Source organism: Pseudoalteromonas sp. GB56, from assembly GCF_054923835.1.
The window spans coordinates 935,448-956,822 of sequence record NZ_JBPCHK010000001.1 but is presented as its reverse complement, the minus strand read 5'-3'; the positions used below and the strand labels follow the sequence as shown (position 1 = coordinate 956,822).

The window sequence follows — 21,375 nt, the reverse complement described above, 5'->3', positions numbered from 1 at the left end:
CGCTAACGCTCAGGGTGAATTTCACCTTGAGCGAACATTCGTTAACCACACCGCTTGGTAAGCTTGTAGTTCGAGAATATGTTCCATATTCGTGAATGTCTCCCCACTGAGCAAGTCATGCCATGGTTGCATACTCACCAAATTCAAATCCCCTAAGCCCAACGTTTGCACTTTGTCGCTGATATTGAATAGGCAGAAGATGCTTTGTTGTCGGTCTGCACTTTGCCGCCAAAAACCAAATATGTGCTCCCCCAAATGCAATGTGAACTGTGTGGCATTGGGATGGAACGCATCTTGTTGAGTGCGAATTTTTAGTAACTTCAACATCCCCTGATGCACTTTATAATGCAGGCTATCTTCATCCTGTAACTTTTGCTCTAAACAATCTAGATGCCAGCGATGGCGGTTAATCGCTCTGTTGTGTTGGGTGTTATTAAAGCGTTCCACATCATTCTCAGTACCCACGAGACTATGGATGTACAACCCAGGGATCCCCTCAAGTGCAAACATAATTGCATGAGCGCACAAAAACCGCGCGAGAGTGTGTTTGTCCGGGCCATGCTCAGTGCCTTGCATCGCATCAATAAGGGCAATGTTTATTTCATAAGGAGATACGCTGCCATCATTGTTACTACGCAAGCTCACCTTGGCACCGAAACGTTGCATACACGCCACCAGCGAGTTAATTTGTGCTTCGCTTAACAAGCCCTCTGCCGGACGCAATCCGATACCATCATGAGATGCGATAAAGTTAAAATAGGCTGTGCCATTTTGCGCCGGTGGCATCCCCATCATCCATTTTTTCAACGCAGTACAATTACCGGTTGTCAGGGTATGAAGCAACAAAGGCGGTAAAGAGAAGTTGTAGACACAATGCGCTTCATTGGCATTACCAAAATACGCAAGGTTCTGTTCATTAGGGATGTTGGTTTCGGTGATAATTATTGCAGATGGCTCTACGTGTTCAATCAAGGTTCGTAATAGCCTGACGACCTCGTGCGTCTGCGCTAGGTTGATGCAATTGGTTCCCAACTCCTTCCATAGGAATGCCACTGCATCGAGACGAAATAAGCGCACCCCATTTTCCAAGTAAAAACGAATAATACGAACAAATTCAATTAATACCTGTGCATTGGCAAAATCAAAGTCAACTTGGTCGTGACTAAAGGTGCACCACACATGCTGCTCCCCTTGAGCTGTTTCAACTTTTTGCAAAAGAGGCGATGTGCGCGGACGGACTACTTGAGATAGATCGCTATCCGGAGCAGCTGTTTTAAAATAGCCTTTGCCGGGCTCTTTCCCGTTGATGAAATTATCAAACCAGCGACTTTTGGCGCTACAATGATTGATCACTAAGTCCGCCATTAATCGGTAATCTTTGGCGATAGCATTGATATGCTGCCAACTCCCCAAAGACTCATTCACTTGCACATAGTTCATTACCGCAAACCCCTCGTCGGACGAATATGGATAAAACGGTAGAATGTGCACTGAATTAATCACGCCCTGAGTATATTCATCAAGGAAATATTTTAATGTCGATAACGGCGGCTCAATAGCAACCGTGTGTGGTTCATAATTGGCTGTTTTGTTTACGGAATCGCCATAGCATATCAACACCACATCGCTTTGATCCCAACGGTTTTTATGTGGCGTAGGATTGCGCACTCGGTCACTGCACAGCATTTCAGTAATCAACTCACCAGCGAGTGCATCTAATTCCTTTGAGGTTAACAAATCTCGATAAATATTTGTGAGCTGATGACTGACACGTGCATGCAGCTCTGCTTCAGAGGCCGCCATTGCTAACCCGCCTTACGCATGGATGCAGCGAATTCTTGGTTATCGAGTTCAACCGCTTCTTTTAAGCGGGCAAAAACATCCGGCTTTGCCGACACGACCCGATTCCAACTTGGCACAAACGGTGTTTCCATTGGGTTGTCTAAGAAGTGCTGACCCGCGTGCATGATATTTTGTGCAAACATCTCCACCGCTTTCTCTTCTTGGTGAATGTCCAAACTCAGACCATTCATCAGCGCATCGTTGTGATACGTTTCAACAAAATCTAAAGCGATACGATAATAAGTGGCTTTAAGCGAGCGAATTGTTTCTGTGGTGAACGTTTGCCCTTGCGTAGCCAGCTTTCTAAAGAGTGCCTTGGTAATATCCACAGACATTTTCGATAAGCCGGCATTTTTGTCACCCAAGGACAAGTCTTGGTGTTTATGGTCGTAGGTTTGTGCGATATCGACCTGACACAATCGATTATGTGCGTAGTTTCGATACATCTCAGAGAGCACACCAATTTCCAATCCCCAGTCACTCGGTATGCGGATGTCGTTTAATACATCACGACGGAAAGAGAACTCTCCAGCTAGGGGATAACGAAACGAATCCATGTATTCGAGGTAATCGGTTGTGCCTAAAACTGTTTTAAAGGAACGCAGTAACGGTGTTACAAGTAGCCGAGAAACACGACCGTTGATTTTGCCTTCGGCTGTACGAGCATAAAAGCCTTTACAAAATTCGTAGTTGAAGCGCGGGTGCGCGACTGGGTAGATAAGGCGCGCCAGCAGTTGACGGTCATAGGTTAGAATGTCGCAGTCATGCAGTGCAATCGACTCGACCTTTGACGCTGCAAGCATATAGCCCATGCAATACCAAACGTTGCGCCCTTTTCCGAGCTCTTTAGGAGCCACTCCCAACTCTTGTAATTCCTTATCAAGGGCCTGTAAACGCGGGCCGTCGTTCCACAAAACGCGATGCTTTTGTGGTAGCTTTTCGAAAAATGTCAACGCGTAACGATATTGCGCTTCATCTGCCCTATCTAAGCCAATCACAATCTCGTCCAGATAAGGTACCTGACACAGATGTTCAACAATGTTTCCCAGTGCCGGCCCCTCTAATTCAGAAAATAGAGAAGGTAGGATCAGCCCCATCGGACGCTCTTTTGAGAACTGCAGTAATTCACTTTCAAGTTCTTCTGTTGAACGTAGTGCTATATTGTGTAGCGTAGTTACTATGCCATTTTGGTGAAAATCAGCCATATTCACGCACCTCCGATGCATTGATTTGATCTTTTATGAGCGCTAAATTTTGCAGCGTTTCTCGCCAACCCCGCGGGCCAGTTTGCACACTAAAAATTGCACATTCTCTATTTAGAATGGGTGTCTTATGAGTTGGATTCGCAATGACAATGGCCGTATCAGCTGCCTCTAGCATTGCCACATCATTGTGACTGTCCCCTAAAGCAATACTGTGTAATTCACGATTAAACTGCTGTTGCATCAGCCCCATAAAGTAACGAAGCGCCACTCCTTTATCCGCACCTTGGGTTAGGTGCACAAAGCGCCCGCCTTTGAGAACGGTGAACCCTAAAGAACGCGCCGCTGCAGTAAACTCTCGCAACTGCGCAGCACTGCCAAGCCAGTTGAGTGGTTCTGAATACTCGCGTGTTAAAGAATGCGCTAACGCTTCTCCACTGAGCCCGGTCAAACGTGCCACACCTTCGAGCCCTAAGTCAGTGAAACTCTCAAAGTAAGCACCAAATTGTTGCTTTAACACCTCCAAGACTTTATGGATCGTGAGTTTGCTAGGGCTAAATGGAATCGCCCAGTAACTTCCCTCATGGCGCGCTCCTTCCGGAGGGCTATCAAACCAGTTTTTAGGGATATACAGCACGGCGCCATTCTCAGCGATAAAAGGGTCATGAATAGCGAGTTTCTGACAAAGTGGAATAATCTCAGCCGCAGTTTTGCTGCTGTTGATAATAACTGGCACACCCGCATTTTCTAATTTTGTTAGCAGTTCCTGTGCTTCATCACATCGGTAAGTAGTGTGGTCAAGTAAGGTGCCATCGAGGTCAGTGAAAATAACCGGCAGGGTATTACCCTGTGCAGGTAAGGCATTGTGATAAGCCGTGATAGTGCGCTGCGCGTCTAATTCAAAGACGACTTCACACATATTTGGCAGTTTACACAAACTATGACGGGTTAAACGCTCAAAATAACTAATAAAGTCAGCAACCTGCTCCTTGCTCATTGTTTGCGACGTGGTACCTACTTTTTCAATTAGCTTTTGCTCTTGTTGCCAGCGCCACGCAAGTACAGTGTCGAAACTCGGTGCTTTGAGCATGATGCGGATATCTGCACGATTAAACACATTTTGATACTCGTTGGCCAAGCACGAATTAACGCATCGACGCCAGCACCCTTGAGCATCTTGTTCTTGCTCTAATTGATTGATAGGTTGTTCTAGTGCGCTATTGCCTTGCGCAGGAGTGCTAACGCACCACCCTTCCAGAATAAAAATATCGATTGGTTTGGTATGTTGTTGCCACAATTCAGCACTAGCTCTGTCATCATACGCTTTATCAAATCGGGGGATTGCAACAGGAGACTTCCCCTGCTCCACTTTATCCAAAACCTGTTGTAACAGCCGGATATCGTGCGTGCCGGGAACGCCTCGCGTGGCAAATAAAGGGTGAATCTCTTTTGCTAATGCCGCTCTTTTTGCTTTGGGGTAATAAAAATCATCAATTGAACATGCACAGGCATTGAACTCAGTCTCACTACTTATATATTGAGCTAGAAATTCTGCCAACGTGCTTTTACCAGACCCTTGCGCACCATTAATAGTCACAAACAAGGCGTTGCCTTTTTGTTTATTCGCCAGTAATTGCTTGGCTAATGACTCAAAATACTGTGCAATTTGCTGAGCATAGTGAGACCCCAACTTGTGTCGCATTAAAAATGCATTGATGTCCATCATTTGACACCCCTTCTCATAGCGCTCCTAGTAACAAAGCTTAGTGCATTAGCTAGGCCAAAAAATTAAATTCAATAAAAACATAGTGTTAATATTTAAAGCAAATCTTGTTGCACTAAAGTAGTGCAAATTTAAACCCGCTATGCCCCAATGTATAAAATTAAAACAAAGCCCTTTCCACCATAGCTAAACCTTTTACTTGCAACTATGATTGGACTGCTGTTTCTAAAATGGTTGTAAACGTATTTCTGAATTCTTATGGAGAAGATTTATGAAAAAAGCATTACTCGCACTGAGTATTTGTTTGTCTACAAATGGGCTGGCACAAACGCAATATGCTGACGCTATTTATGTCGATGGGGACATCATTACAGTCAATGATAAACAACCGTCTGTTGAAGCTCTTGCTGTCAAAGACGGTGTTATTCTTGCGGTAGGCTCTAAGGCGGACATATTGGCGTTAAAAGGTGAGAATACTGATATTGTCGACTTAGCAGGCAATACGCTTATCCCGGGTTTTATTGATGGTCATGGCCACGTTTTTAATACCGGTATACAAGCGCTTTCTGCCAATCTCCTCGCGCCCCCTGATGGTGACGTCACCTCTATTTCCGATGTTCAAGATACATTGAGAAAGTGGGCGAAATTGCCCAACAATAGTGGCCTTGGAGCTATTTTGGGTTTTGGTTATGATGACTCACAACTCAAAGAGCTGCGCCACCCCACTCGTCATGAACTAGATGCCGTTGCCAAAGACATTCCTGTCATCATCATCCATCAATCTGGTCACCTTGCTAGTGTCAATACTAAAGCACTTGAGTTAGCAGGTTTAACGGCTAACAGTGAGGATCCTGATGGCGGTAAAATTCGCCGTGAAAACGATGGTAAAACCCCGAATGGCGTGCTTGAAGAAACGGCCTTCTTCAGGTTACTTACCCCACTCTTTTCAAAGCTTAACGCACAAGATAACGAAGTCATTTTCAACGCTGGTATCGGATTGTACTCCCGCTTTGGCTATACCACTGCACAAGAAGGGCGCGCATCTAATGAAGCTGTTACCACAATGTATAATGCAGCTATGAAAAGTAAGTTGCTGATTGATGTTGCTGCTTATCCAGATATCCAAATAGCTCAAGACAGCTTAAAACCACCTTATTATTCAAAAGAGTACATGAATGGATTTAGGGTGGCCGGGGCCAAACTCAACCTAGATGGTTCACCACAAGGAAAAACAGCATGGCTTACTAAACCCTATTTAGTTCCCCCCGAAGGTCTTGATTCTACTTACTCAGGCTACCCGAGTCTGACTGATAAAAAGGCGGCCGAATACATCGAGCTTGCACACAAGAATGGTTGGCAATTGCTCACCCATGTCAATGGTGACGCTGCAATCGACCAACTTATCGAAGGTATTAAAACCAGCGAAGCAAAACACGGTAAGCCAGATCGTGGATTTGTTGCAATTCATGGACAAACCACACGAAAAGACCAAGTCAAAGCGTTTAAAGAGCTCGGTATTTTCCCATCGTTCTTCCCTATGCATACATACTATTGGGGAGATTGGCATATGGATTCAGTGCTCGGTGGCGAACGTGCGCAAAATATCTCACCGACTGGCTGGGCGAGAGAGTTGGATATGATTTTCACTTCACACCATGACTCACCGGTGGCACTTCCGAATTCAATGCGGGTGTATTCAGCAACGGTGAACCGTGTGAGCCGTACTGGTAGAGAAATTGGCCCTGAGCAACGAGTGTCTGCGCTAGAAGGGTTGAAAGCGCAAACCATTTGGGCTGCGACTCAGTATAAAGAAGAAGCGAGAAAAGGTTCACTGGAACCAGGCAAGCTCGCAGATATGGTTGTCTTGTCTGGCAACCCCTTGACTATAGACCCATCGGGTATCGCTAACCTAGAAGTACTGGTGACTATAAAAGAGGGGGATGTAGTTTATCTAAAAGATGAAGACGAAGATGAAGAAACAGCAAAAATACAATGCATCAATTCTGCGTCTTGTTCAAAAATAGCGACGTCCGCGATGACATCAGCCAAACTCCTTCATACCCACCGTTAAGTCAATAAAAAGGCCGTATTATTACGGCCTTCTTTTTTTACGCTTGTGAATGGCTCAAAAACCAGAAATGCGCTCTATTGTCCAGAACATTGCGATGGTACCTATACTGTAGGGCACCAATCGTTCAAAGAAACGGTTCTTGGGTATTGAATTAATGAACGCCCACTTTATTGCCAGTACAATGGCGATAAAAATAAGCTGTCCTAACTCAACGCCAATATTGAACGTTGCCAAGGCCAAGGGGGTTTCTGTCTGTGGCAGCCCTATATCAGCGAGCGCACCAGCAAAGCCAAATCCATGTAAAAGACCAAATATAAATGCCACCAGCCAAGGATTTCGACTCGTTAAGGTAGGCGTTCCATTTTGAACTCTTAAAATTTCCACCGCTAAAAATACAATACTAAGCGCAATAACCGCTTCGACAGGGGGACCGGGAAGCTTTGCCCACCCGAGCACAGAGCAACTCAATGTAATGCTGTGCGCCAAGGTAAAAGCAGTAATGGTTTGTATGAGTTTTTTTATACCAACGGAAATAATGAGTAAGGCGAGAACAAATAAAAGATGATCAAACCCCAGCAAAATGTGCTCAACACCTAAGAAAGTGTAAGTACTTGCAACCTGCCATGACGTTACTTTATGGGGCAAGGTGACATCGGGTTTATCCGGCTTTAACATCAAGGTGACTTTTTCACCACTCAAATACTCGACGGTGATTAATGTATCAACCATGGTTTTTTCGAGGTTGTTGATTCTCAGTGAACTGCCTTGTAAATCCTCCTCACCTGTCAATACATACTGATAGACCATACTGCCCTCAACCAGTTTCGGTGGGCCAGATTCACTAAGCGTGAAGTCCTCGGAAAATACTGGAGTCAATTTAAGAACCATATCTCCTTTGGCTGGTACCCGCCATAGAACTCGATAGTTGGTGTCTGAAGTTTGCTGAATTTGTAAATAAGCAGGGCGAATTTCATGTGCACTACTGGAAAAGCAGCACAATGCAACCAGTAAAACAAATAACCATCGATAGAGTCGCATTATCTAACTCCAGATAATGAGGCCGAAACTGTTTGCTTTTGATGGCTATTGAACAGCTCAGAGTCGATGACAACGGTGTACTGCTTTTTCATCTCGCGATAAATCGCCCCCTTTGCATGGGTTTGCATGTCAAATTCATAATCTCGTTGAATTTCTTTGCGCACAGTAGCAAAGTCCGGCAATCGCCGCTCTTTCATATCAGAAATAAATACAAGGTGTTCGCCATAGCCTGAAGAGATGGGCCCCACCCAAGTATTGAGCGGTTGTCCTGACAATGCATCATAAAATGAGGTACCGACGGTTTTCACAATTTGCTCTTTGGAGGCATCCTCAAACTGCGCTGGCAACAGAAGGGGATCGCCTTTGTTAAGTAACGACTCTTTGGATTTCTTATCTGCAGCAGCAAGTACTTTTATTGCAAGATGAGCGGGCTCTTCATGCTGATTATTACTGATTGTTATGAGGTTAAATGAGTAACTGGGCGGTAATTCATATTTCTTATAATTGTCTTCAAAGTACTGTTTAAGGTTTTCATCGGTTGCAGGAGCGACAATTTGCGTGAGATCATTTGCCAAATATTCCATTTTTTGTGACAAGCGTCTTTTGACAATTTCATCATCCTGATCAAGATTGAGCTTTTTAGCTTCCTTGTACATGATCTCCTTGACGAACATAGCGCTCAAGAAGACCTTCAAGTTCTTCTTTGGTCGGTTCCTTTTTCCACTGCAACTGCCAAAGTGTTTTCATGTGATTGACTTTAGCGTCATCGATGACGATTCGATAATCGTCATCTGAATCCACATTCATCTGGCTATACACCAGAAAAATAACCGCTCCTAAAACTATAAAATGCAGAAGCGGCTCTTTTATCCATTGTCTCATAAGCTCTCTTTGCGTGAGTTGTACCAAATAGGTGAGCTGTATACTCGCTCTTGAATAGTCGCTGGGTGCCCTGTTTCCTCAACATCAATACCCAGTTCAATGGCATCGTATAGGGAGTAACGAGGAGTCGGGATTTCCAGTGCTCTGACGTAGTAAAATGCGTTTTGCTCTGATTTGAAATCTGGATCACTCCAAAATACGGTTAACTCGGGTGCACCTATGGTGTTGGTGTACTTACCGGTTTTCACATCAACCGTGTTACCCACTTTCACACTTCCATCTGTTCTGCCGTCTGAGAGCGCAACATCGTATATTTTCTCTTGCGAAACACCTTCGTCATCGAGCCAGCCTTTAATAACTTGAACACGATCTAAATTAGCCCCATCCGGGTCTTTGAGTACCGAAATTAAGAATCCAACCTGGCTGTCATCGTTCGGCTGATTTAAATCCCCCCCCATTGGCACGCCTTTACTGTACCCGGTCTCAACCATATCAGGGCCAATGTCATTGGCTGTAAAGTTAAAGCCACCAAATACACGCAGGGTTATACGAGGACCCGTTGTGGCATATACCTCCTTACGCTGGAATGCATCTACAATACTTTGGCGCGTATTACTTTCAGCCCACACACCTACCCAACCAGCAGAACCCATATCCCAGCCTTTGGATGAACCGATGCCAGTAGGATGCGCGCGTTTAGACGGTTCAGAGTCATGTTGACCTTTGCCCGCAAAGTTCGCTTCATCTACAGCTGACATGCCTGTGTGCGAGTCAGTACTGCCTACAAAGCCAACTTTATATGGGTTAGCGCCCATTTTATGCTCCAACTCTAAGCCTGTTTTTAAGCCTGAACGAACGTAGTCGGCCTTTGTCGGTGCAGGGCGCGCACCGTCTGGTGTCAACGCGAAGTCATACACTTCATAATCGGCAAATTCGTCATTAGGTGATAAGGCTGGGTGTGCCTCTGAGTCACCTTTAATCTGCGTGATCTCTATTGAGCGCTCCCACTTCATACGCTGCTTTGCATATTCTTGATCGATTGGTTCACCATTAAGGCGAGTTTCTGCAAACATGAGCCCCAAACTAATATTTGGGTTGTGCGCAATTGCTACGAACTCAGCACCCGTTTCTTGGCTTGTTGCTTCTAGCCAATCCCACAAATCTTCTGGGTCGTCACTTTCCAGTGCACTGTATGGGATAAACTGTTTAGCGACATCTCCACCTTGGGGCATAAACACGACGCGGTGAAGATTTGCACCACGATTATTCGAGGACCACTCCCAACCAATTAATGTGGTAAAGTTACCGGGGTCATTATACTTCTCAGCCGTTTCTACATAGCGTGTCCACGCTTCTTTGACTTTTGCGCCCCCAAAATCATTAATCAAGTCTTGTGCGCCTAGGTTGGCTTCATTGGGTTGGTCAAAAGCGGCATAATTGAGAATATCGTAAAGCTTCTGCATATTCTCTTCAGATTTGTTCGGTGCGATAGCAAGAAAAGCTTTCCCTGTTTTAGTATCAGATATTCCCGGTGTGTTTTGATACATCAATGGAATCGAACCAATTAACTCCGCATGATCGGCAACCACAAGGAAATCGAGTGGTTTCGATAGCTGCCAAGGTTTTCCTGTCGTTGGGCTTTCTACTTTATCACCACGAGCAAAGCGATAAGCAGTTTCAGGGGTGGAGTTTGGCGTACCAAATAAAAACACGTCGAACGAGTTACCGGTATGGTTATGAGTATCTCCCCAATAAACATTTCTTAGCGGATTCTCATCTATTTTTTTAGCAGGCGTTTGCGCAACTACGTCGCTCTGGGCAACGACTGGTTTTGGCTCACTCTGTGTTTGCTTTTCTTGCCCACAGCCAGCACTGAGCGCTATGGGGAGGATAACAACTGAAACAATGAATTTATTCATAATTATTTCTCAAATACAAATTGGTTGTTGTATTGGATTAAAACAACAGTGTCGAATCCTAATCGCTTCTATGGTTTAGAAGTATTGGTTGAAATAAAAAGAAAGTTACAGCTGGTTTGTCTTTTTCACTTCCCAATGTAAATAGCTCCAACAAATTGTCCTTGGATTGAGTGCAGCATTTTTGCTCACTCCTAATGTTATAATTAGTATAAATAATGACTAGTTACAAACGACTTAAATACTTTTAGGAACAAGATTCAAAGTTCAATTTTAGTGACAAACACAGTCGAGTGAGCTCAAACTCTCAGCGCAACAGCAATTCGTAATGTTCGTTAAAATTAATACTCCATCACACCTTTAAATCATGTAAAATTAACCCTGTTTTTTGGCGGGTTATTCGCTTGATTTAAAATAAACAAAGTGTAAAAAAGAAATGGCTTTATTAATCAACGACAAATGCATCAACTGTGATATGTGTGAGCCTGAGTGCCCTAATGGCGCGATTTACATGGGTGAAGAGATTTATCAGATTGAACCGTCAAAATGTACAGAATGTGTGGGGCATTATGATAATCCAACGTGTGTGAGTGTGTGCCCTATCGACTGCATTAAGCCTGATCCGCAGTACAAAGAAAGCTTAGCTGAGCTCGCTGATAAATACGTGTCACTTACACAATCGAGCTAACTCAGCTAAATAACACTGCATATTACTTCGCTTTTTTAGTAGGTTGCTCAGGCGCAGGCTGTGGCTGAGCTTTACCATCAAAGACCCAATTCATGGCGGTCTCTTTCAGTGTTTTCTTTTGTGACTCCATCAACTGCACAAGCGCTTCTTGCGCAGCTTGTTTGACTGCTGTTTCAATTTCCTGTGTCAACGTTGCTGCTTGGCTCGCTGTGCTCATCATTAGTACGCTTGCAAATAATGTGATGTAACGTGTTTTCATGTCTATATCCTTGATATTAATTTAAGTGTATTGAAACTACGCTATGTGTATATCAAGCTGCGTGCCAAAATTTAAAATCATTTAAAAACAAAAGGTTGATGATTAATTTGGAATTTCACGCAATCGAAAACTGTCCGTATTCGGACACTGATGTGTCCATGGCCGGACAGGTTTTAGTAAAGAAGGATATAAAAAAGCCCAACAGAGTAATTGGGCTAAGTGGTTATGCGTTACAAATAAGTGCCTTAAGTGAGTCTTGCTGTGCCACAACACTGCGATATAGGGCAAATTGATTGTTGGCTCTATCAAGATTATGACGAGGGTGTTTAATCCCAAAGTAATTATCACCATCGAGATAATCAGTTAAGAAACGCACACCTATCATAAATGGCATCACTTGTGCGCCAAGCCAAAAGCTCGCCTTTTCTTGTGCGGTAATGTGCTCGTTTAGTGGTTCAATGTAACCTTCAACCAGTGCAGCGAAGATATCTTCACGCACTACAACTTTATCTAGGTTGGTACTGTCTTCCGCCTCTGGAGAACAAAAAGTACGAACCATGTCGCCAAAGTCGAATAGCCACAAGCCAGGCATACAGGTATCTAAATCAATCACCGCTTTGGCGCTATTGTCACGGGTGCTAAAGAGCATGTTATTGATTTTGGTGTCGTTGTGGCATGGGCGCAACGGAATCTCCCCTTCCACAGCCGCCAACTGTTCAACTAAATGCATTTGCTGACGGCAAAACGCCAACTGCTCTTGCACTTCGCTGACTCGGCCGACTTTGTCCGCGGCCACAACTTGCTCAAGCATATCCATACGCATGGCTAGGTTGTGAAAGTTCCTGATAACTGGGTACAGAGAGTTCGCATCAAAATCTTGCAATGCAGCAGCGAACTGTCCAAATGCATTGGCCGCCGTTTTTGCTTGCTCTGCATTTTGCACCACCTCTTCGCTTCGGCTTTCGCCAATAAACGCGAGCGCGCGCCACGTATCACCATTAATGTTGACGCTGTAATGCTTATTTACGCTTGGGAGATGCTCAATTATTTCTAATGCGTAGGTGCCCGCGATGCGCTTCTCTTTGAGGTGTTGTTCAATTTTACGGGCATTGGCAACAAGCTTGTCTGGCTCTGGAAAGACCTGAGTATTAAGTTTTTGCACCACAACGGCACCTTGGCTGTGTTTAAGCAACAAGGTGGTGTTTATGTGGCCGTTACCAATAGGTTTGACACTAACGCTATCTGGGTCGAAGCCGTAATTTTGCGCTATTGCCTGCGCATAACTTTCTGTATTCATGTAATTATTCTTCGATGACGTGTTGTACGCCGGTCAATCCCTTAAGTGCGGAAATTTTTTGAGCCAACACGGGAAGTTCATCTTTATAGGTCATACCCAACCAAGGTTGTTGTGCTGGGTAAACGTCAACAGCGACGCCTAATGTATCAATACTGTACTGAATTTGATCGGGAAGATAATACTCTTTTTTGACACCGTTGTCATGAATTGACAGAAACTCATGGAAGTTTTGTTCCAATAAAGTAAACAGACGTAAATCAATTCCCCAAAAAGTCATAGAAGCGAGGGCATTGTTATCTAATTCAATTTTAGTTTGCTGTGCGTTGGTTCCGACAAGGGTCTTATCCTCAAAATGAATATTGAGTACTTCGTCCACGCTTATTAACTGCTGCGCTTCGTTAAGAGTGCAAATCCCTCTGTTTACGCCGCCTTGTTCTGACAAGGTATTAAGTAAGGGGTACGCGACACACCCCCAGTTCTCGCAACGGCGAAAATGCGTGATGATTTGTTCAAAGGCAATGTCACCGTAATAATCATCCGCTGTGATCACAATCGCTTTGTCACGGATCGCTGATTTTGCGCACAACAAAGCATGTCCGGTGCCCCATGGTTTGGTACGCTGCTGCGCGAGCGAAGTAAACTCATCAGGAACATCGCTAATACGCTGCTCCACCAAATCGACGTCTAGATCAGCGGGTAAATTGGGCAGAATTTCTCGCTTAATAGCATCACACACAGCTGCATTGATAATGATAATAAGGTGTCGAACCCCTGCATCATAAGCATCAGCGATACTCAATTCCATGATTGTGCTTTCGATACCTGGTAAACGAGCAATTTGTTTGGCGCCCCCAAATCGAGAGCCCAGGCCACCTGCCAATATAACTAAGCTAATCTGCGGCTGCATAGCCCTCTTCCATCACATTTAAAACAGCAAGTTTACCTAGCCTTAAGGTAATGTCCAATGACAACCTTGGCTATAGCACTTTGGCATATACACATCATCAAACATAAAAAACCGCGGCACATTTGGCCGCGGTTTTTTTGTGATGGCGCGAAGTGCTTAGTGCTCTTCGTTGACGATGTTTAGGTTGTATTTAGGGATTTCTACAACCAAATCTTCGTCAGCAATTTTTGCTTGGCAACCTAGACGCGATTCAGCTTCAAGGCCCCATGCTTTGTCTAGCATATCGTCTTCAAGTTCATCACTCTCCTCAAGAGAATCAAAACCTTCGCGAACAACGATATGACAGGTGGTACACGCACATGATTTCTCACAAGCATGAGGAATACTGATGCCATTTTTTAGCGCAACATCAAGCACAGTCTCACCTGATTTCGCTTCAATAGCAGCGCCTTCAGGGCATAATTCTTCATGGGGTAAAAAGATGATTTGTGGCATTACTTAAACCTCATCAACAGATTGGCCAGTTAAGACCTTTTTAATAGATGCATCCATACGGCGTGCTGCGAATTCGCTACTTGCCGCATCCACTTTTTCAATTGCGTTCTTAATCTCTTGCGGCTCGCTCGTGGCTTTACTGATTTGTTTCAGATCGGCCATGGCTTCACGCAAAGTCGCCAATTCTTGCTCATCAAGTAAATCACTGTCAGTTGCCAGCGAAGCTTCAAGCGCTTCATTCACACGTAGCGCTTCTACTTGTTGCTCTTTAAGCATACGCGCTTGCATATCTTCTTTGGCGTTAGTCATAGAAGCTCTAAGCATATCGGCCACTTGGTCATCCGATAAACCAAACGAAGGCTTCACTTGAATCTCAGCTTGCACGCCCGTTGACTTTTCCATCGCCGTCACGCTTAAAAGGCCATCTGCATCCACATTAAAAGTCACGCGAATATGTGCAGCGCCCGCTGCCATTGGCGGAATGCCTTTGAGGCTAAATTTAGCCAGTGAACGACAATCATCAACTAGCTCACGCTCACCTTGAAGCACGTGCAACGACATTGCTGTTTGCCCGTCTTTAAAGGTCGTGAACTCTTGCGCGCGCGCGACTGGAATGGTGGTGTTACGCGGAATGATTTTCTCAACCAAACCACCCATGGTTTCTAAACCAAGTGACAATGGCAATACGTCTAAGAGCAACATGTCTGCTTCTGGTTTATTGCCCACCAGAATATCCGCTTGAATGGCTGCACCAATGGCTACAACGCGATTCGGATTCGATGCTTGTTAGTGGTTCTTTTGCAAAAAACTCACCCACTTGCTCACGCACGATAGGCATACGAGTAGAACCACCAACCATCACCACTTGCAGCACTTCTTCTGTGCTAATGCCCGCATCTTTAATAGCACGACGACAACTGCGCAGCGTCTTCTTAACAAGTGGCGCCGACAATTCATCAAATAGCTCACGGGTGACTTCAACCATGTGTGATTGACCATCGAACTCTAGACCTACATTCACTTTTGCGTAGCTACTTAGCGCTTCCTTACAGGCTCTTGCTTTGTTCATGAACAAACGCAAGGTATTCGCTGATAAGGTTTGTACTGCGGTTTGTTGCTTAAAATACTCAACAAGCAAGGCATCAAAGTCATCCCCACCGAGGGCTGAGTCACCGCCTGTAGACAGTACTTCAAACACGCCTTTATTTAAGCGCAAAATAGAGATATCAAATGTACCGCCACCTAAATCATAAACAGCAATCACACCTTCTTGACCTGAATCTAGGCCATACGCCACGGCTGCCGCTGTTGGCTCGTTCAAAAGGCGTAATACTTTGATTCCAGCTAACTGCGCTGCATCTTTTGTGCTGTGACGCTGGGCATCATCGAAATACGCAGGCACTGTGATTACAGCACCTGTGATGTCATCGCCGCCAAAGCTTTGCTCTGCGCGCTCACGCAGTGCTTTGAGAATATCACTTGATGCTTGCACAGGGCTGATATCACCTTGGCGCGTGCGAATGTGCAAGCTGCCGTCTGTGTCAGTGAAATCATAAGGTAGTTGGCCGTAGCTCGCTTCAATCTCAGCTTGCGTTTTACCAAGGAAGCGCTTCACCGAAACGAGGGTATTGTGTGGATCTTCAGCTGCTTTTGCAGCCGCCTCTTGACCAACCACATGGCCTTCTTCGAGGTAACGGACAACTGATGGCAGCATAGCGTTGCCAAGTACATCAGTAAGGGTGCGTGCTTCACCGCTTTGAACGGTTGCAACCAGAGAGTTGGTGGTACCTAGGTCGATACCCACTGCGAGTTTATGTTCATGAGGTGCCGTGCTTTGCCCCGGCTCAGCGATTTGCAGTAATGCCATGTGTGTTATGAAACCTTTATGCTCAATGCTGTTCAGTCATCAAATAATTCGTCTTCAACGCGTTCTAGTTCATCTTTTAATTTATAGACAAACTTGAGTTTGCGCACGTGATCCGCCGCTTTTTGCCAATCATTTTCGTCGTGACTGGCCAGTAACATGCGAAGTTCGTCACTGTATTCGCTGTTCAATTCTTTAATATGCTGTTCGAGATTGGCAATGGCGGCATCTGGATCGCTGCTGGATTTAACATCTTCCAGTTCTTCACGCAGCTCCATTTGCTGCATCAAAAACATCGGATCTTGCAGCGTCTGTTGCTCACCACGAATTTCCACGCCCAGCTCTGCAAGCATGTATTCGGCACGTTTTACTGGGTGCTTCAAGGTTTGTAACGCGTCATTTATCTCAGCTGTTTTTTGCACTGCCAACAGCTTTTCGCGCTCACTGCCGCCGCTGTGGCGATCAGGATGCGCTGCGCGTTGCAGGTCAAGATAATGGGCACTGACCTTTTGCAGGTCGATGTCATAATCCACTGGGATTGAGAACAATTCAAAATAACGCATAGAAAACCTTTATAACGAAAAGCCCTACCTAGGTAGGGCTTAAGCAAATACGAAACCTAATTTAGCGCAAGGCTCGCTCGATAAGTGCTTGTTAAACAGTAAAACTCTCGCCGCAACCACACTCGCCGTTTTGGTTCGGGTTGTTAAACTTAAACCCTTCGTTGAGGCCTTCTTTGGTGAAGTCCAGCTCAGTACCATCAATGTATACTAAGCTTTTTGCATCAACGATAACCTTTACACCCTTGTGCTCGAAGGTTTCATCACCTTCGCTAAGCTCATCGACAAACTCAAGGACGTAGGCAAGACCAGAACAGCCTGTGGTTTTAATTCCCACACGTAAACCCAACCCTTTACCGCGGTTGTCTAAAAACGCTTTTACGCGCTCTGCTGCTGCATCTGTTAATGTGATTGCCATACTACTACTGCCTTATTTTGCGTGTTTGCTCTTGTAATCTTTGATTGCTGCTTGAATCGCATCTTCCGCTAGGATTGAGCAGTGAATTTTCACTGGCGGTAACTCTAGCTCAGCACTGATATCAGTGTTTTTGATGGTCGCTGCTTCGTCCAATGTCTTACCCTTCACCCACTCAGTTACCAGTGATGAAGAAGCAATCGCGCTACCACAACCATAGGTTTTGAACTTTGCGTCTTCAATTACGCCCTCTTCTGAAACCTTAATTTGTAACTTCATTACGTCACCACACGCTGGTGCACCCACCATGCCTGTCGCTACGTTTGGATCGTTCTTGTCTAAAGAACCAACGTTGCGTGGGTTCTCTACGTGATCAATTACTTTATCGCTGTATGCCATAACCTTTACCTCGCTGCTTGGTTACTACCAAGGCTTAATGATGTGCCCACTCAACCGACTCTAAATCGATGCCTTCTTGATGCATCTCCCAAAGAGGAGACATTTCGCGTAGTCGGCCAATTGAGTCTTTAATTAGTTTTACGGTGTAATCGATTTCTTCTTCCGTTGTGAAGCGACCGATGCTGAAACGAATTGAACTATGCGCTAGCTCATCGTTACGGCCCAGGGCGCGTAATACGTATGAAGGCTCAAGGCTTGCTGATGTACATGCCGAACCAGAAGAAACTGCGATGTCTTTCACCGCCATTAACAACGACTCACCTTCAACAAAGTTGAAGCTGATGTTGACGATGCCTGGCACTGAGTGCTCTGGTGCACCGTTGAAATACACTTCATCCATGTCCTTCATGATGCCATTAATTAGACGCTCACGAAGCGCACTGATGTGTGCGTGATCTTTATCGAAATCTTGTTTAGCAACACGGAATGCCGCGCCCATACCTACGATTTGGTGCGTCGCCAATGTACCTGAACGCATACCACGCTCATGACCACCACCGTGCATTTGCGCTTCTAGGCGAGCACGTGGCTTACGACGTACGTAAAGCGCACCGATACCTTTAGGACCGTAGACTTTGTGACCAGAGAAAGACATGAAATCAACTTTCAACTCTTGTAAGTCGATTTTTACTTTACCTGCACTTTGCGCCGCATCTACGTGGAACATGATTTTACGCTCGCGACACATTTCACCAATCGTCGCGATATCTTGAATCACACCTAGCTCGTTGTTTACGTGCATTACGCTCACTAATACGGTGTCATCGCGCATTGCAGCTTCAAGCTTTTTCAGATCAAGTAGGCCGTTTTCTTCAACGTCCATATAGGTTACTTCAAAACCTTGGCGCTCAAGTTCACGACAGGTGTCGATAACCGCTTTGTGCTCAGTACGTACAGTAATAACGTGCTGACCTTTCTTCTTGTAGAAGTTTGCCGCACCTTTAATTGCAAGGTTGTTAGATTCTGTAGCGCCCGAAGTGAATACGATTTCACGAGGGTCAGCATTGATAAGATCAGCGATGTCATGACGCGCTTGGTCAATCGATTCTTCTGCTTGCCAACCGAAACGGTGTGAACGTGATGCTGGGTTACCAAAGTTGCCATCCATTGTCAGGCACTGCATCATTTCTTCGGCAACACGCGGATCCACTGGTGTTGTTGCTGCATAATCTAAATAAATTGGTAACTTCATTACTCTCTCCGCTTCACGGCAACATCGACGTTGCTTACAATTGACAGCTAACTTCTATGTTTTCTAACTGGCTCAGGGCATCACTTAGGCTTTTGTCTTGGCGAATAGCCACTTCTTTAATGTCGGATTTATTAACCAACTCAGCTAAGGTGATACCGTGTAAAAATTCTTCGATTCGTTGACTTAACTCAGACCACAATGTGTGTGTTAAACAACGCATGCCACTTTGACATCCGCCATTGGCACCGTGGCAACGTGTCGCATCAACCGACTCATTTACGGCGCTGATTACATCACCCACTGATATGTCACTGGCTTGTTTTCCAAGCAGGTATCCGCCACCAGGACCGCGTACGGAGGTCACCAGACCTTGCTTGCGCAAGCGGGCAAATAACTGTTCTAAATAAGACAACGAGATTTCTTGCCGCTCTGAAATATCGGCAAGGGGAACAGGCCCAACATCTGTGTGTAGAGCAACATCGAGCATCGCGGTAACCGCGTATCTGCCTTTAGATGTTAACTTCATAGCGCCCCCATTCTCATCAAGAGTGTGAATTTTAATTACCTGAGTAATAGAGTCAAGTATTTACTCGAAGTACTTGAGTGAAATACTCAGGTATTAACTGACATTGTAATTACCCGACTAATTTAGTCAAGTATTATCACTATTCACACTGGTGATGAAAAAGACTATTTGTCTGCTTTTGTGTGCTTATCAACAGAAGTCAGCATGCCACGTAAAATGTTTAGCTCTTGCTGCTCTGGACGGGCGCGGTTAAACAAGCGTTTAAGCTTGGTCATGACTTGCCCGGGGTGTTGTTTAAGAATGAAACCTGTGTCACTGAATGACTTTTCAAGGTGCTCATAAAAACGCACCATCTGCTCATTAGTTGGATACTCAGTTTCATCAATTTCAGGTGTTTGCTCTTGACGGTCGAGGAACTGCATACGCGTTTCGTAGCACAGCGTTTGCACGGCCATCGCAAGATTCAATGAACTGTATTCAGGGTTTGCAGGAATGCATACATGATAGTTACACAGTTGCAGTTCTTCATTTGTTAGGCCGCTGTTTTCACGACCAAATACCAGCGCAACAGGACCTTGTAGTGATTCACTCACCAGTTTTTCACCACAGCCACGCGGGTCAACCATTGGCCAGCTCAACGTGCGCGAGCGCGCACTCGTACCAATGGCCAAACTACAACCTTCAAGTGCTTCTTCAAGAGTTGAGACGATCGTCGCTTTACCTAGGACATCAGTTGCACCCGCAGCCAATGCACTTGCGTGACTATCAATTTCACACGCAGGGTCAACCAAATAAAGGTTACTAAAACCCATTGTTTTCATGGCTCTAGCTGCTGAGCCAATATTACCTGAATGGGAAGTGTTCACCAGAACGATGCGAATGTTCTCTAACGCCATGGAAAGTGTTTACTCTATCAATAATTAAATTGGGCGGTATTTTAGCATAAGCATCGCCCTCATGCCTTCCTTTGTTGTGTAACCTTTACGCAATATACATTGTTAGGGGGTGTGAAATTTCTTCAAGTAAATGAAGCAACAACAAAGGGTGTATAAAAAAACACCAATTATTTTTGTAAACTTTATTTACTTTGGCGGTAAAATCGTTAGAATACGCCCGCTCAAAATATTGTTCTTTTACAACCCAAAGGTAATGCTATGCATCCAATGTTAAACATTGCGATTCGCGCTGCGCGAAACGCAGGTAAGGTGATTTTGCGCGCCTGTGAAGATTTATCAAAAGTTGAAGCCACTCAAAAAGGCAGCAACGACTTTGTTACTAGCGTAGACAAAGAAGCGGAAGCCGTAATTCGCGAAACCATCTTAAAAGCGTATCCTAACCACAGCATCGTGGGCGAGGAGCTTGGTCAACACAACGGTTCAGATGCAGACTACCAATGGGTTATCGATCCTCTTGATGGCACGACTAACTTCATCAAAGACATCCCTCATTTCGCAGTATCAATCGCGCTAAAAGTGAAAGGCCGCATTGAACAAGCTGTGGTTTACGATCCAATCCGTGGTGAGCTATTCACTGCAAGCCGTGGTCAAGGCGCTCAGCTAAACAGCAAGCGTATCCGTGTTAGCAACGCCAAAGACTTATCTGGCACAGTGTTAGCGACGGGCTTCCCATTCAAGCAAAAGCACCACATGGATGCATACCTTGAAGCGTTCAAAGCACTGTTCGTACACACAGCTGACATCCGTCGCGCAGGTTCTGCGGCATTAGACATGGCATATGTAGCTGCTGGTCGTGTTGATGGTTTCTTCGAAATTGGTTTGAAGCCTTGGGACACTGCTGCTGGTCAACTACTTGTTAAAGAAGCAGGTGGTTTGGTGATGGACTTTGCCGGTGGTGCAAACTTTGAGAAAAGTGGCAACATCGTGTGTGGTTCACCGAAGCTAGCACAAGCACTTGTAAAAGAAATTCGTCCGGTACTTACTGAGTCATTATTGAAATAATCACTGAGTGGTCGGCAATAAAAAACGCGAGCCTTCTAGATGAAGTGACTCGCGTTTTTTGTGCCTGCTTTGAGCTAAGAA

20 protein-coding genes and 1 pseudogene are annotated in these 21,375 nt (G+C 45.0%); 3 read left to right on the top strand and 18 right to left on the bottom strand.

Translation table 11 applies throughout. The annotated features are described in order from the left end of the window. Window positions 1-21 precede the first annotated feature (21 nt). From ACH19P_RS04550 to ACH19P_RS04540, 3 genes are read right to left on the bottom strand one after another with little or no spacing between them, the layout of a single operon-like run. Window positions 22-1,803, bottom strand: a complete 1,782-nt coding sequence (locus ACH19P_RS04550; protein WP_462157315.1) for a sugar phosphorylase — start codon at window positions 1,801-1,803, stop codon at window positions 22-24. Window positions 1,804-1,805: 2 nt separating this feature from the next. Then, entirely contained in the window at window positions 1,806-3,047 is a 1,242-nt protein-coding gene (locus tag ACH19P_RS04545) for a glycosyltransferase family protein (RefSeq protein ID WP_462157313.1), read from the bottom strand. Next, window positions 3,040-4,770 (bottom strand): HAD-IIB family hydrolase, encoded by a 1,731-nt coding sequence (locus tag ACH19P_RS04540; RefSeq protein WP_462157311.1) that lies wholly within the window; start codon window positions 4,768-4,770, stop codon window positions 3,040-3,042. Before ACH19P_RS04540 ends, ACH19P_RS04545 begins: the two co-directional genes overlap by 8 nt. Before the next feature lie 268 nt (window positions 4,771-5,038). On the opposite strand from ACH19P_RS04540, the gene ACH19P_RS04535 reads away from it, so the two are divergent. Further along, on the top strand, window positions 5,039-6,838 hold the full coding sequence (locus ACH19P_RS04535) for an amidohydrolase (protein WP_462157309.1): 1,800 nt from the start codon (window positions 5,039-5,041) through the stop codon (window positions 6,836-6,838). A gap of 54 nt (window positions 6,839-6,892) precedes the next feature. Here the strand turns inward: ACH19P_RS04535 and ACH19P_RS04530 are convergent, their stop codons facing one another. From ACH19P_RS04530 to ACH19P_RS04515, 4 genes are read right to left on the bottom strand one after another with little or no spacing between them, the layout of a single operon-like run. Next, a complete protein-coding gene (locus ACH19P_RS04530; RefSeq protein ID WP_462157307.1) occupies window positions 6,893-7,876 on the bottom strand; it encodes a HupE/UreJ family protein in 984 nt (327 codons plus the stop codon). Next, complete coding sequence (locus ACH19P_RS04525) at window positions 7,876-8,532, bottom strand: peptidyl-prolyl cis-trans isomerase (RefSeq protein ID WP_462157305.1); 657 nt, start codon at window positions 8,530-8,532, stop codon at window positions 7,876-7,878. The genes ACH19P_RS04530 and ACH19P_RS04525 overlap by 1 nt, the downstream gene beginning before the upstream one ends. Beyond that, the gene (locus ACH19P_RS04520; protein WP_462157304.1) at window positions 8,516-8,758 is read right to left on the bottom strand and encodes a hypothetical protein; all 243 of its coding nucleotides are present in this window, start codon (window positions 8,756-8,758) and stop codon (window positions 8,516-8,518) included. Before ACH19P_RS04520 ends, ACH19P_RS04525 begins: the two co-directional genes overlap by 17 nt. Beyond that, window positions 8,755-10,677: a DUF3604 domain-containing protein gene (locus ACH19P_RS04515; protein WP_462157303.1), complete on the bottom strand. Its 1,923-nt coding sequence runs from the start codon at window positions 10,675-10,677 to the stop codon at window positions 8,755-8,757. The genes ACH19P_RS04520 and ACH19P_RS04515 overlap by 4 nt, the downstream gene beginning before the upstream one ends. A gap of 433 nt (window positions 10,678-11,110) precedes the next feature. On the opposite strand from ACH19P_RS04515, the gene ACH19P_RS04510 reads away from it, so the two are divergent. Next, on the top strand, window positions 11,111-11,362 hold the full coding sequence (locus ACH19P_RS04510) for a YfhL family 4Fe-4S dicluster ferredoxin (RefSeq protein WP_462157302.1): 252 nt from the start codon (window positions 11,111-11,113) through the stop codon (window positions 11,360-11,362). Window positions 11,363-11,384: 22 nt separating this feature from the next. Here the strand turns inward: ACH19P_RS04510 and ACH19P_RS04505 are convergent, their stop codons facing one another. From ACH19P_RS04505 to trmJ, 11 genes and pseudogenes are all read right to left on the bottom strand, one after another. After that, complete coding sequence (locus ACH19P_RS04505; RefSeq protein ID WP_462157301.1) at window positions 11,385-11,621, bottom strand: hypothetical protein; 237 nt, start codon at window positions 11,619-11,621, stop codon at window positions 11,385-11,387. A gap of 223 nt (window positions 11,622-11,844) precedes the next feature. After that, window positions 11,845-12,918, bottom strand: coding sequence for a phosphotransferase enzyme family protein (locus tag ACH19P_RS04500; protein WP_462157300.1), 1,074 nt, complete (start codon window positions 12,916-12,918; stop codon window positions 11,845-11,847). 4 nt (window positions 12,919-12,922) lie between these two features. Then, the gene (locus ACH19P_RS04495) at window positions 12,923-13,825 is read right to left on the bottom strand and encodes a sugar phosphate nucleotidyltransferase (RefSeq protein WP_462157299.1); all 903 of its coding nucleotides are present in this window, start codon (window positions 13,823-13,825) and stop codon (window positions 12,923-12,925) included. 156 nt (window positions 13,826-13,981) lie between these two features. Then, window positions 13,982-14,320: an ISC system 2Fe-2S type ferredoxin gene (gene fdx, locus ACH19P_RS04490; protein ID WP_347391596.1), complete on the bottom strand. Its 339-nt coding sequence runs from the start codon at window positions 14,318-14,320 to the stop codon at window positions 13,982-13,984. A 3-nt stretch (window positions 14,321-14,323) separates the two neighbouring features. Continuing rightward, window positions 14,324-16,187 (bottom strand): annotated as a pseudogene (gene hscA / locus ACH19P_RS04485) (Fe-S protein assembly chaperone HscA). A 32-nt stretch (window positions 16,188-16,219) separates the two neighbouring features. Continuing rightward, window positions 16,220-16,747: a co-chaperone HscB gene (hscB, locus tag ACH19P_RS04480; RefSeq protein WP_462157298.1), complete on the bottom strand. Its 528-nt coding sequence runs from the start codon at window positions 16,745-16,747 to the stop codon at window positions 16,220-16,222. 91 nt (window positions 16,748-16,838) lie between these two features. Further along, window positions 16,839-17,162, bottom strand: coding sequence for an iron-sulfur cluster assembly protein IscA (iscA, locus tag ACH19P_RS04475; RefSeq protein WP_462157297.1), 324 nt, complete (start codon window positions 17,160-17,162; stop codon window positions 16,839-16,841). Between the two features lie 12 nt (window positions 17,163-17,174). Next, on the bottom strand, window positions 17,175-17,558 hold the full coding sequence (gene iscU, locus ACH19P_RS04470; RefSeq protein WP_462157296.1) for a Fe-S cluster assembly scaffold IscU: 384 nt from the start codon (window positions 17,556-17,558) through the stop codon (window positions 17,175-17,177). A 34-nt stretch (window positions 17,559-17,592) separates the two neighbouring features. Then, window positions 17,593-18,810, bottom strand: coding sequence for an IscS subfamily cysteine desulfurase (locus ACH19P_RS04465; protein WP_347391601.1), 1,218 nt, complete (start codon window positions 18,808-18,810; stop codon window positions 17,593-17,595). A 34-nt stretch (window positions 18,811-18,844) separates the two neighbouring features. Continuing rightward, a complete protein-coding gene (iscR, locus tag ACH19P_RS04460) occupies window positions 18,845-19,336 on the bottom strand; it encodes a Fe-S cluster assembly transcriptional regulator IscR (protein ID WP_347391602.1) in 492 nt (163 codons plus the stop codon). Window positions 19,337-19,500: 164 nt separating this feature from the next. Next, on the bottom strand, window positions 19,501-20,232 hold the full coding sequence (trmJ, locus tag ACH19P_RS04455) for a tRNA (cytosine(32)/uridine(32)-2'-O)-methyltransferase TrmJ (protein WP_462157295.1): 732 nt from the start codon (window positions 20,230-20,232) through the stop codon (window positions 19,501-19,503). A 258-nt stretch (window positions 20,233-20,490) separates the two neighbouring features. Between trmJ and suhB the strand changes: the two genes are divergently transcribed. Beyond that, complete coding sequence (gene suhB, locus ACH19P_RS04450) at window positions 20,491-21,294, top strand: inositol-1-monophosphatase (protein ID WP_462157293.1); 804 nt, start codon at window positions 20,491-20,493, stop codon at window positions 21,292-21,294. Window positions 21,295-21,375 lie beyond the last annotated feature (81 nt).

Coding starts and splice junctions, on each gene's coding strand:
- ACH19P_RS04505 (WP_462157301.1), bottom strand. CDS start 11,621: ATGAAAACACGTTACATCACATTATTTGCAAGCGTACTAATGATGAGC.
- ACH19P_RS04530 (WP_462157307.1), bottom strand. CDS start 7,876: ATGCGACTCTATCGATGGTTATTTGTTTTACTGGTTGCATTGTGCTGC.
- trmJ (WP_462157295.1), bottom strand. CDS start 20,232: ATGGCGTTAGAGAACATTCGCATCGTTCTGGTGAACACTTCCCATTCA.
- ACH19P_RS04465 (WP_347391601.1), bottom strand. CDS start 18,810: ATGAAGTTACCAATTTATTTAGATTATGCAGCAACAACACCAGTGGAT.
- ACH19P_RS04540 (WP_462157311.1), bottom strand. CDS start 4,770: ATGATGGACATCAATGCATTTTTAATGCGACACAAGTTGGGGTCTCAC.
- ACH19P_RS04535 (WP_462157309.1), top strand. CDS start 5,039: ATGAAAAAAGCATTACTCGCACTGAGTATTTGTTTGTCTACAAATGGG.
- ACH19P_RS04500 (WP_462157300.1), bottom strand. CDS start 12,918: ATGAATACAGAAAGTTATGCGCAGGCAATAGCGCAAAATTACGGCTTC.
- iscU (WP_462157296.1), bottom strand. CDS start 17,558: ATGGCATACAGCGATAAAGTAATTGATCACGTAGAGAACCCACGCAAC.
- iscA (WP_462157297.1), bottom strand. CDS start 17,162: ATGGCAATCACATTAACAGATGCAGCAGCAGAGCGCGTAAAAGCGTTT.
- hscB (WP_462157298.1), bottom strand. CDS start 16,747: ATGCGTTATTTTGAATTGTTCTCAATCCCAGTGGATTATGACATCGAC.
- ACH19P_RS04510 (WP_462157302.1), top strand. CDS start 11,111: ATGGCTTTATTAATCAACGACAAATGCATCAACTGTGATATGTGTGAG.
- ACH19P_RS04550 (WP_462157315.1), bottom strand. CDS start 1,803: ATGGCGGCCTCTGAAGCAGAGCTGCATGCACGTGTCAGTCATCAGCTC.
- fdx (WP_347391596.1), bottom strand. CDS start 14,320: ATGCCACAAATCATCTTTTTACCCCATGAAGAATTATGCCCTGAAGGC.
- ACH19P_RS04525 (WP_462157305.1), bottom strand. CDS start 8,532: ATGTACAAGGAAGCTAAAAAGCTCAATCTTGATCAGGATGATGAAATT.
- ACH19P_RS04520 (WP_462157304.1), bottom strand. CDS start 8,758: ATGAGACAATGGATAAAAGAGCCGCTTCTGCATTTTATAGTTTTAGGA.
- iscR (WP_347391602.1), bottom strand. CDS start 19,336: ATGAAGTTAACATCTAAAGGCAGATACGCGGTTACCGCGATGCTCGAT.
- suhB (WP_462157293.1), top strand. CDS start 20,491: ATGCATCCAATGTTAAACATTGCGATTCGCGCTGCGCGAAACGCAGGT.
- ACH19P_RS04545 (WP_462157313.1), bottom strand. CDS start 3,047: ATGGCTGATTTTCACCAAAATGGCATAGTAACTACGCTACACAATATA.
- ACH19P_RS04515 (WP_462157303.1), bottom strand. CDS start 10,677: ATGAATAAATTCATTGTTTCAGTTGTTATCCTCCCCATAGCGCTCAGT.
- ACH19P_RS04495 (WP_462157299.1), bottom strand. CDS start 13,825: ATGCAGCCGCAGATTAGCTTAGTTATATTGGCAGGTGGCCTGGGCTCT.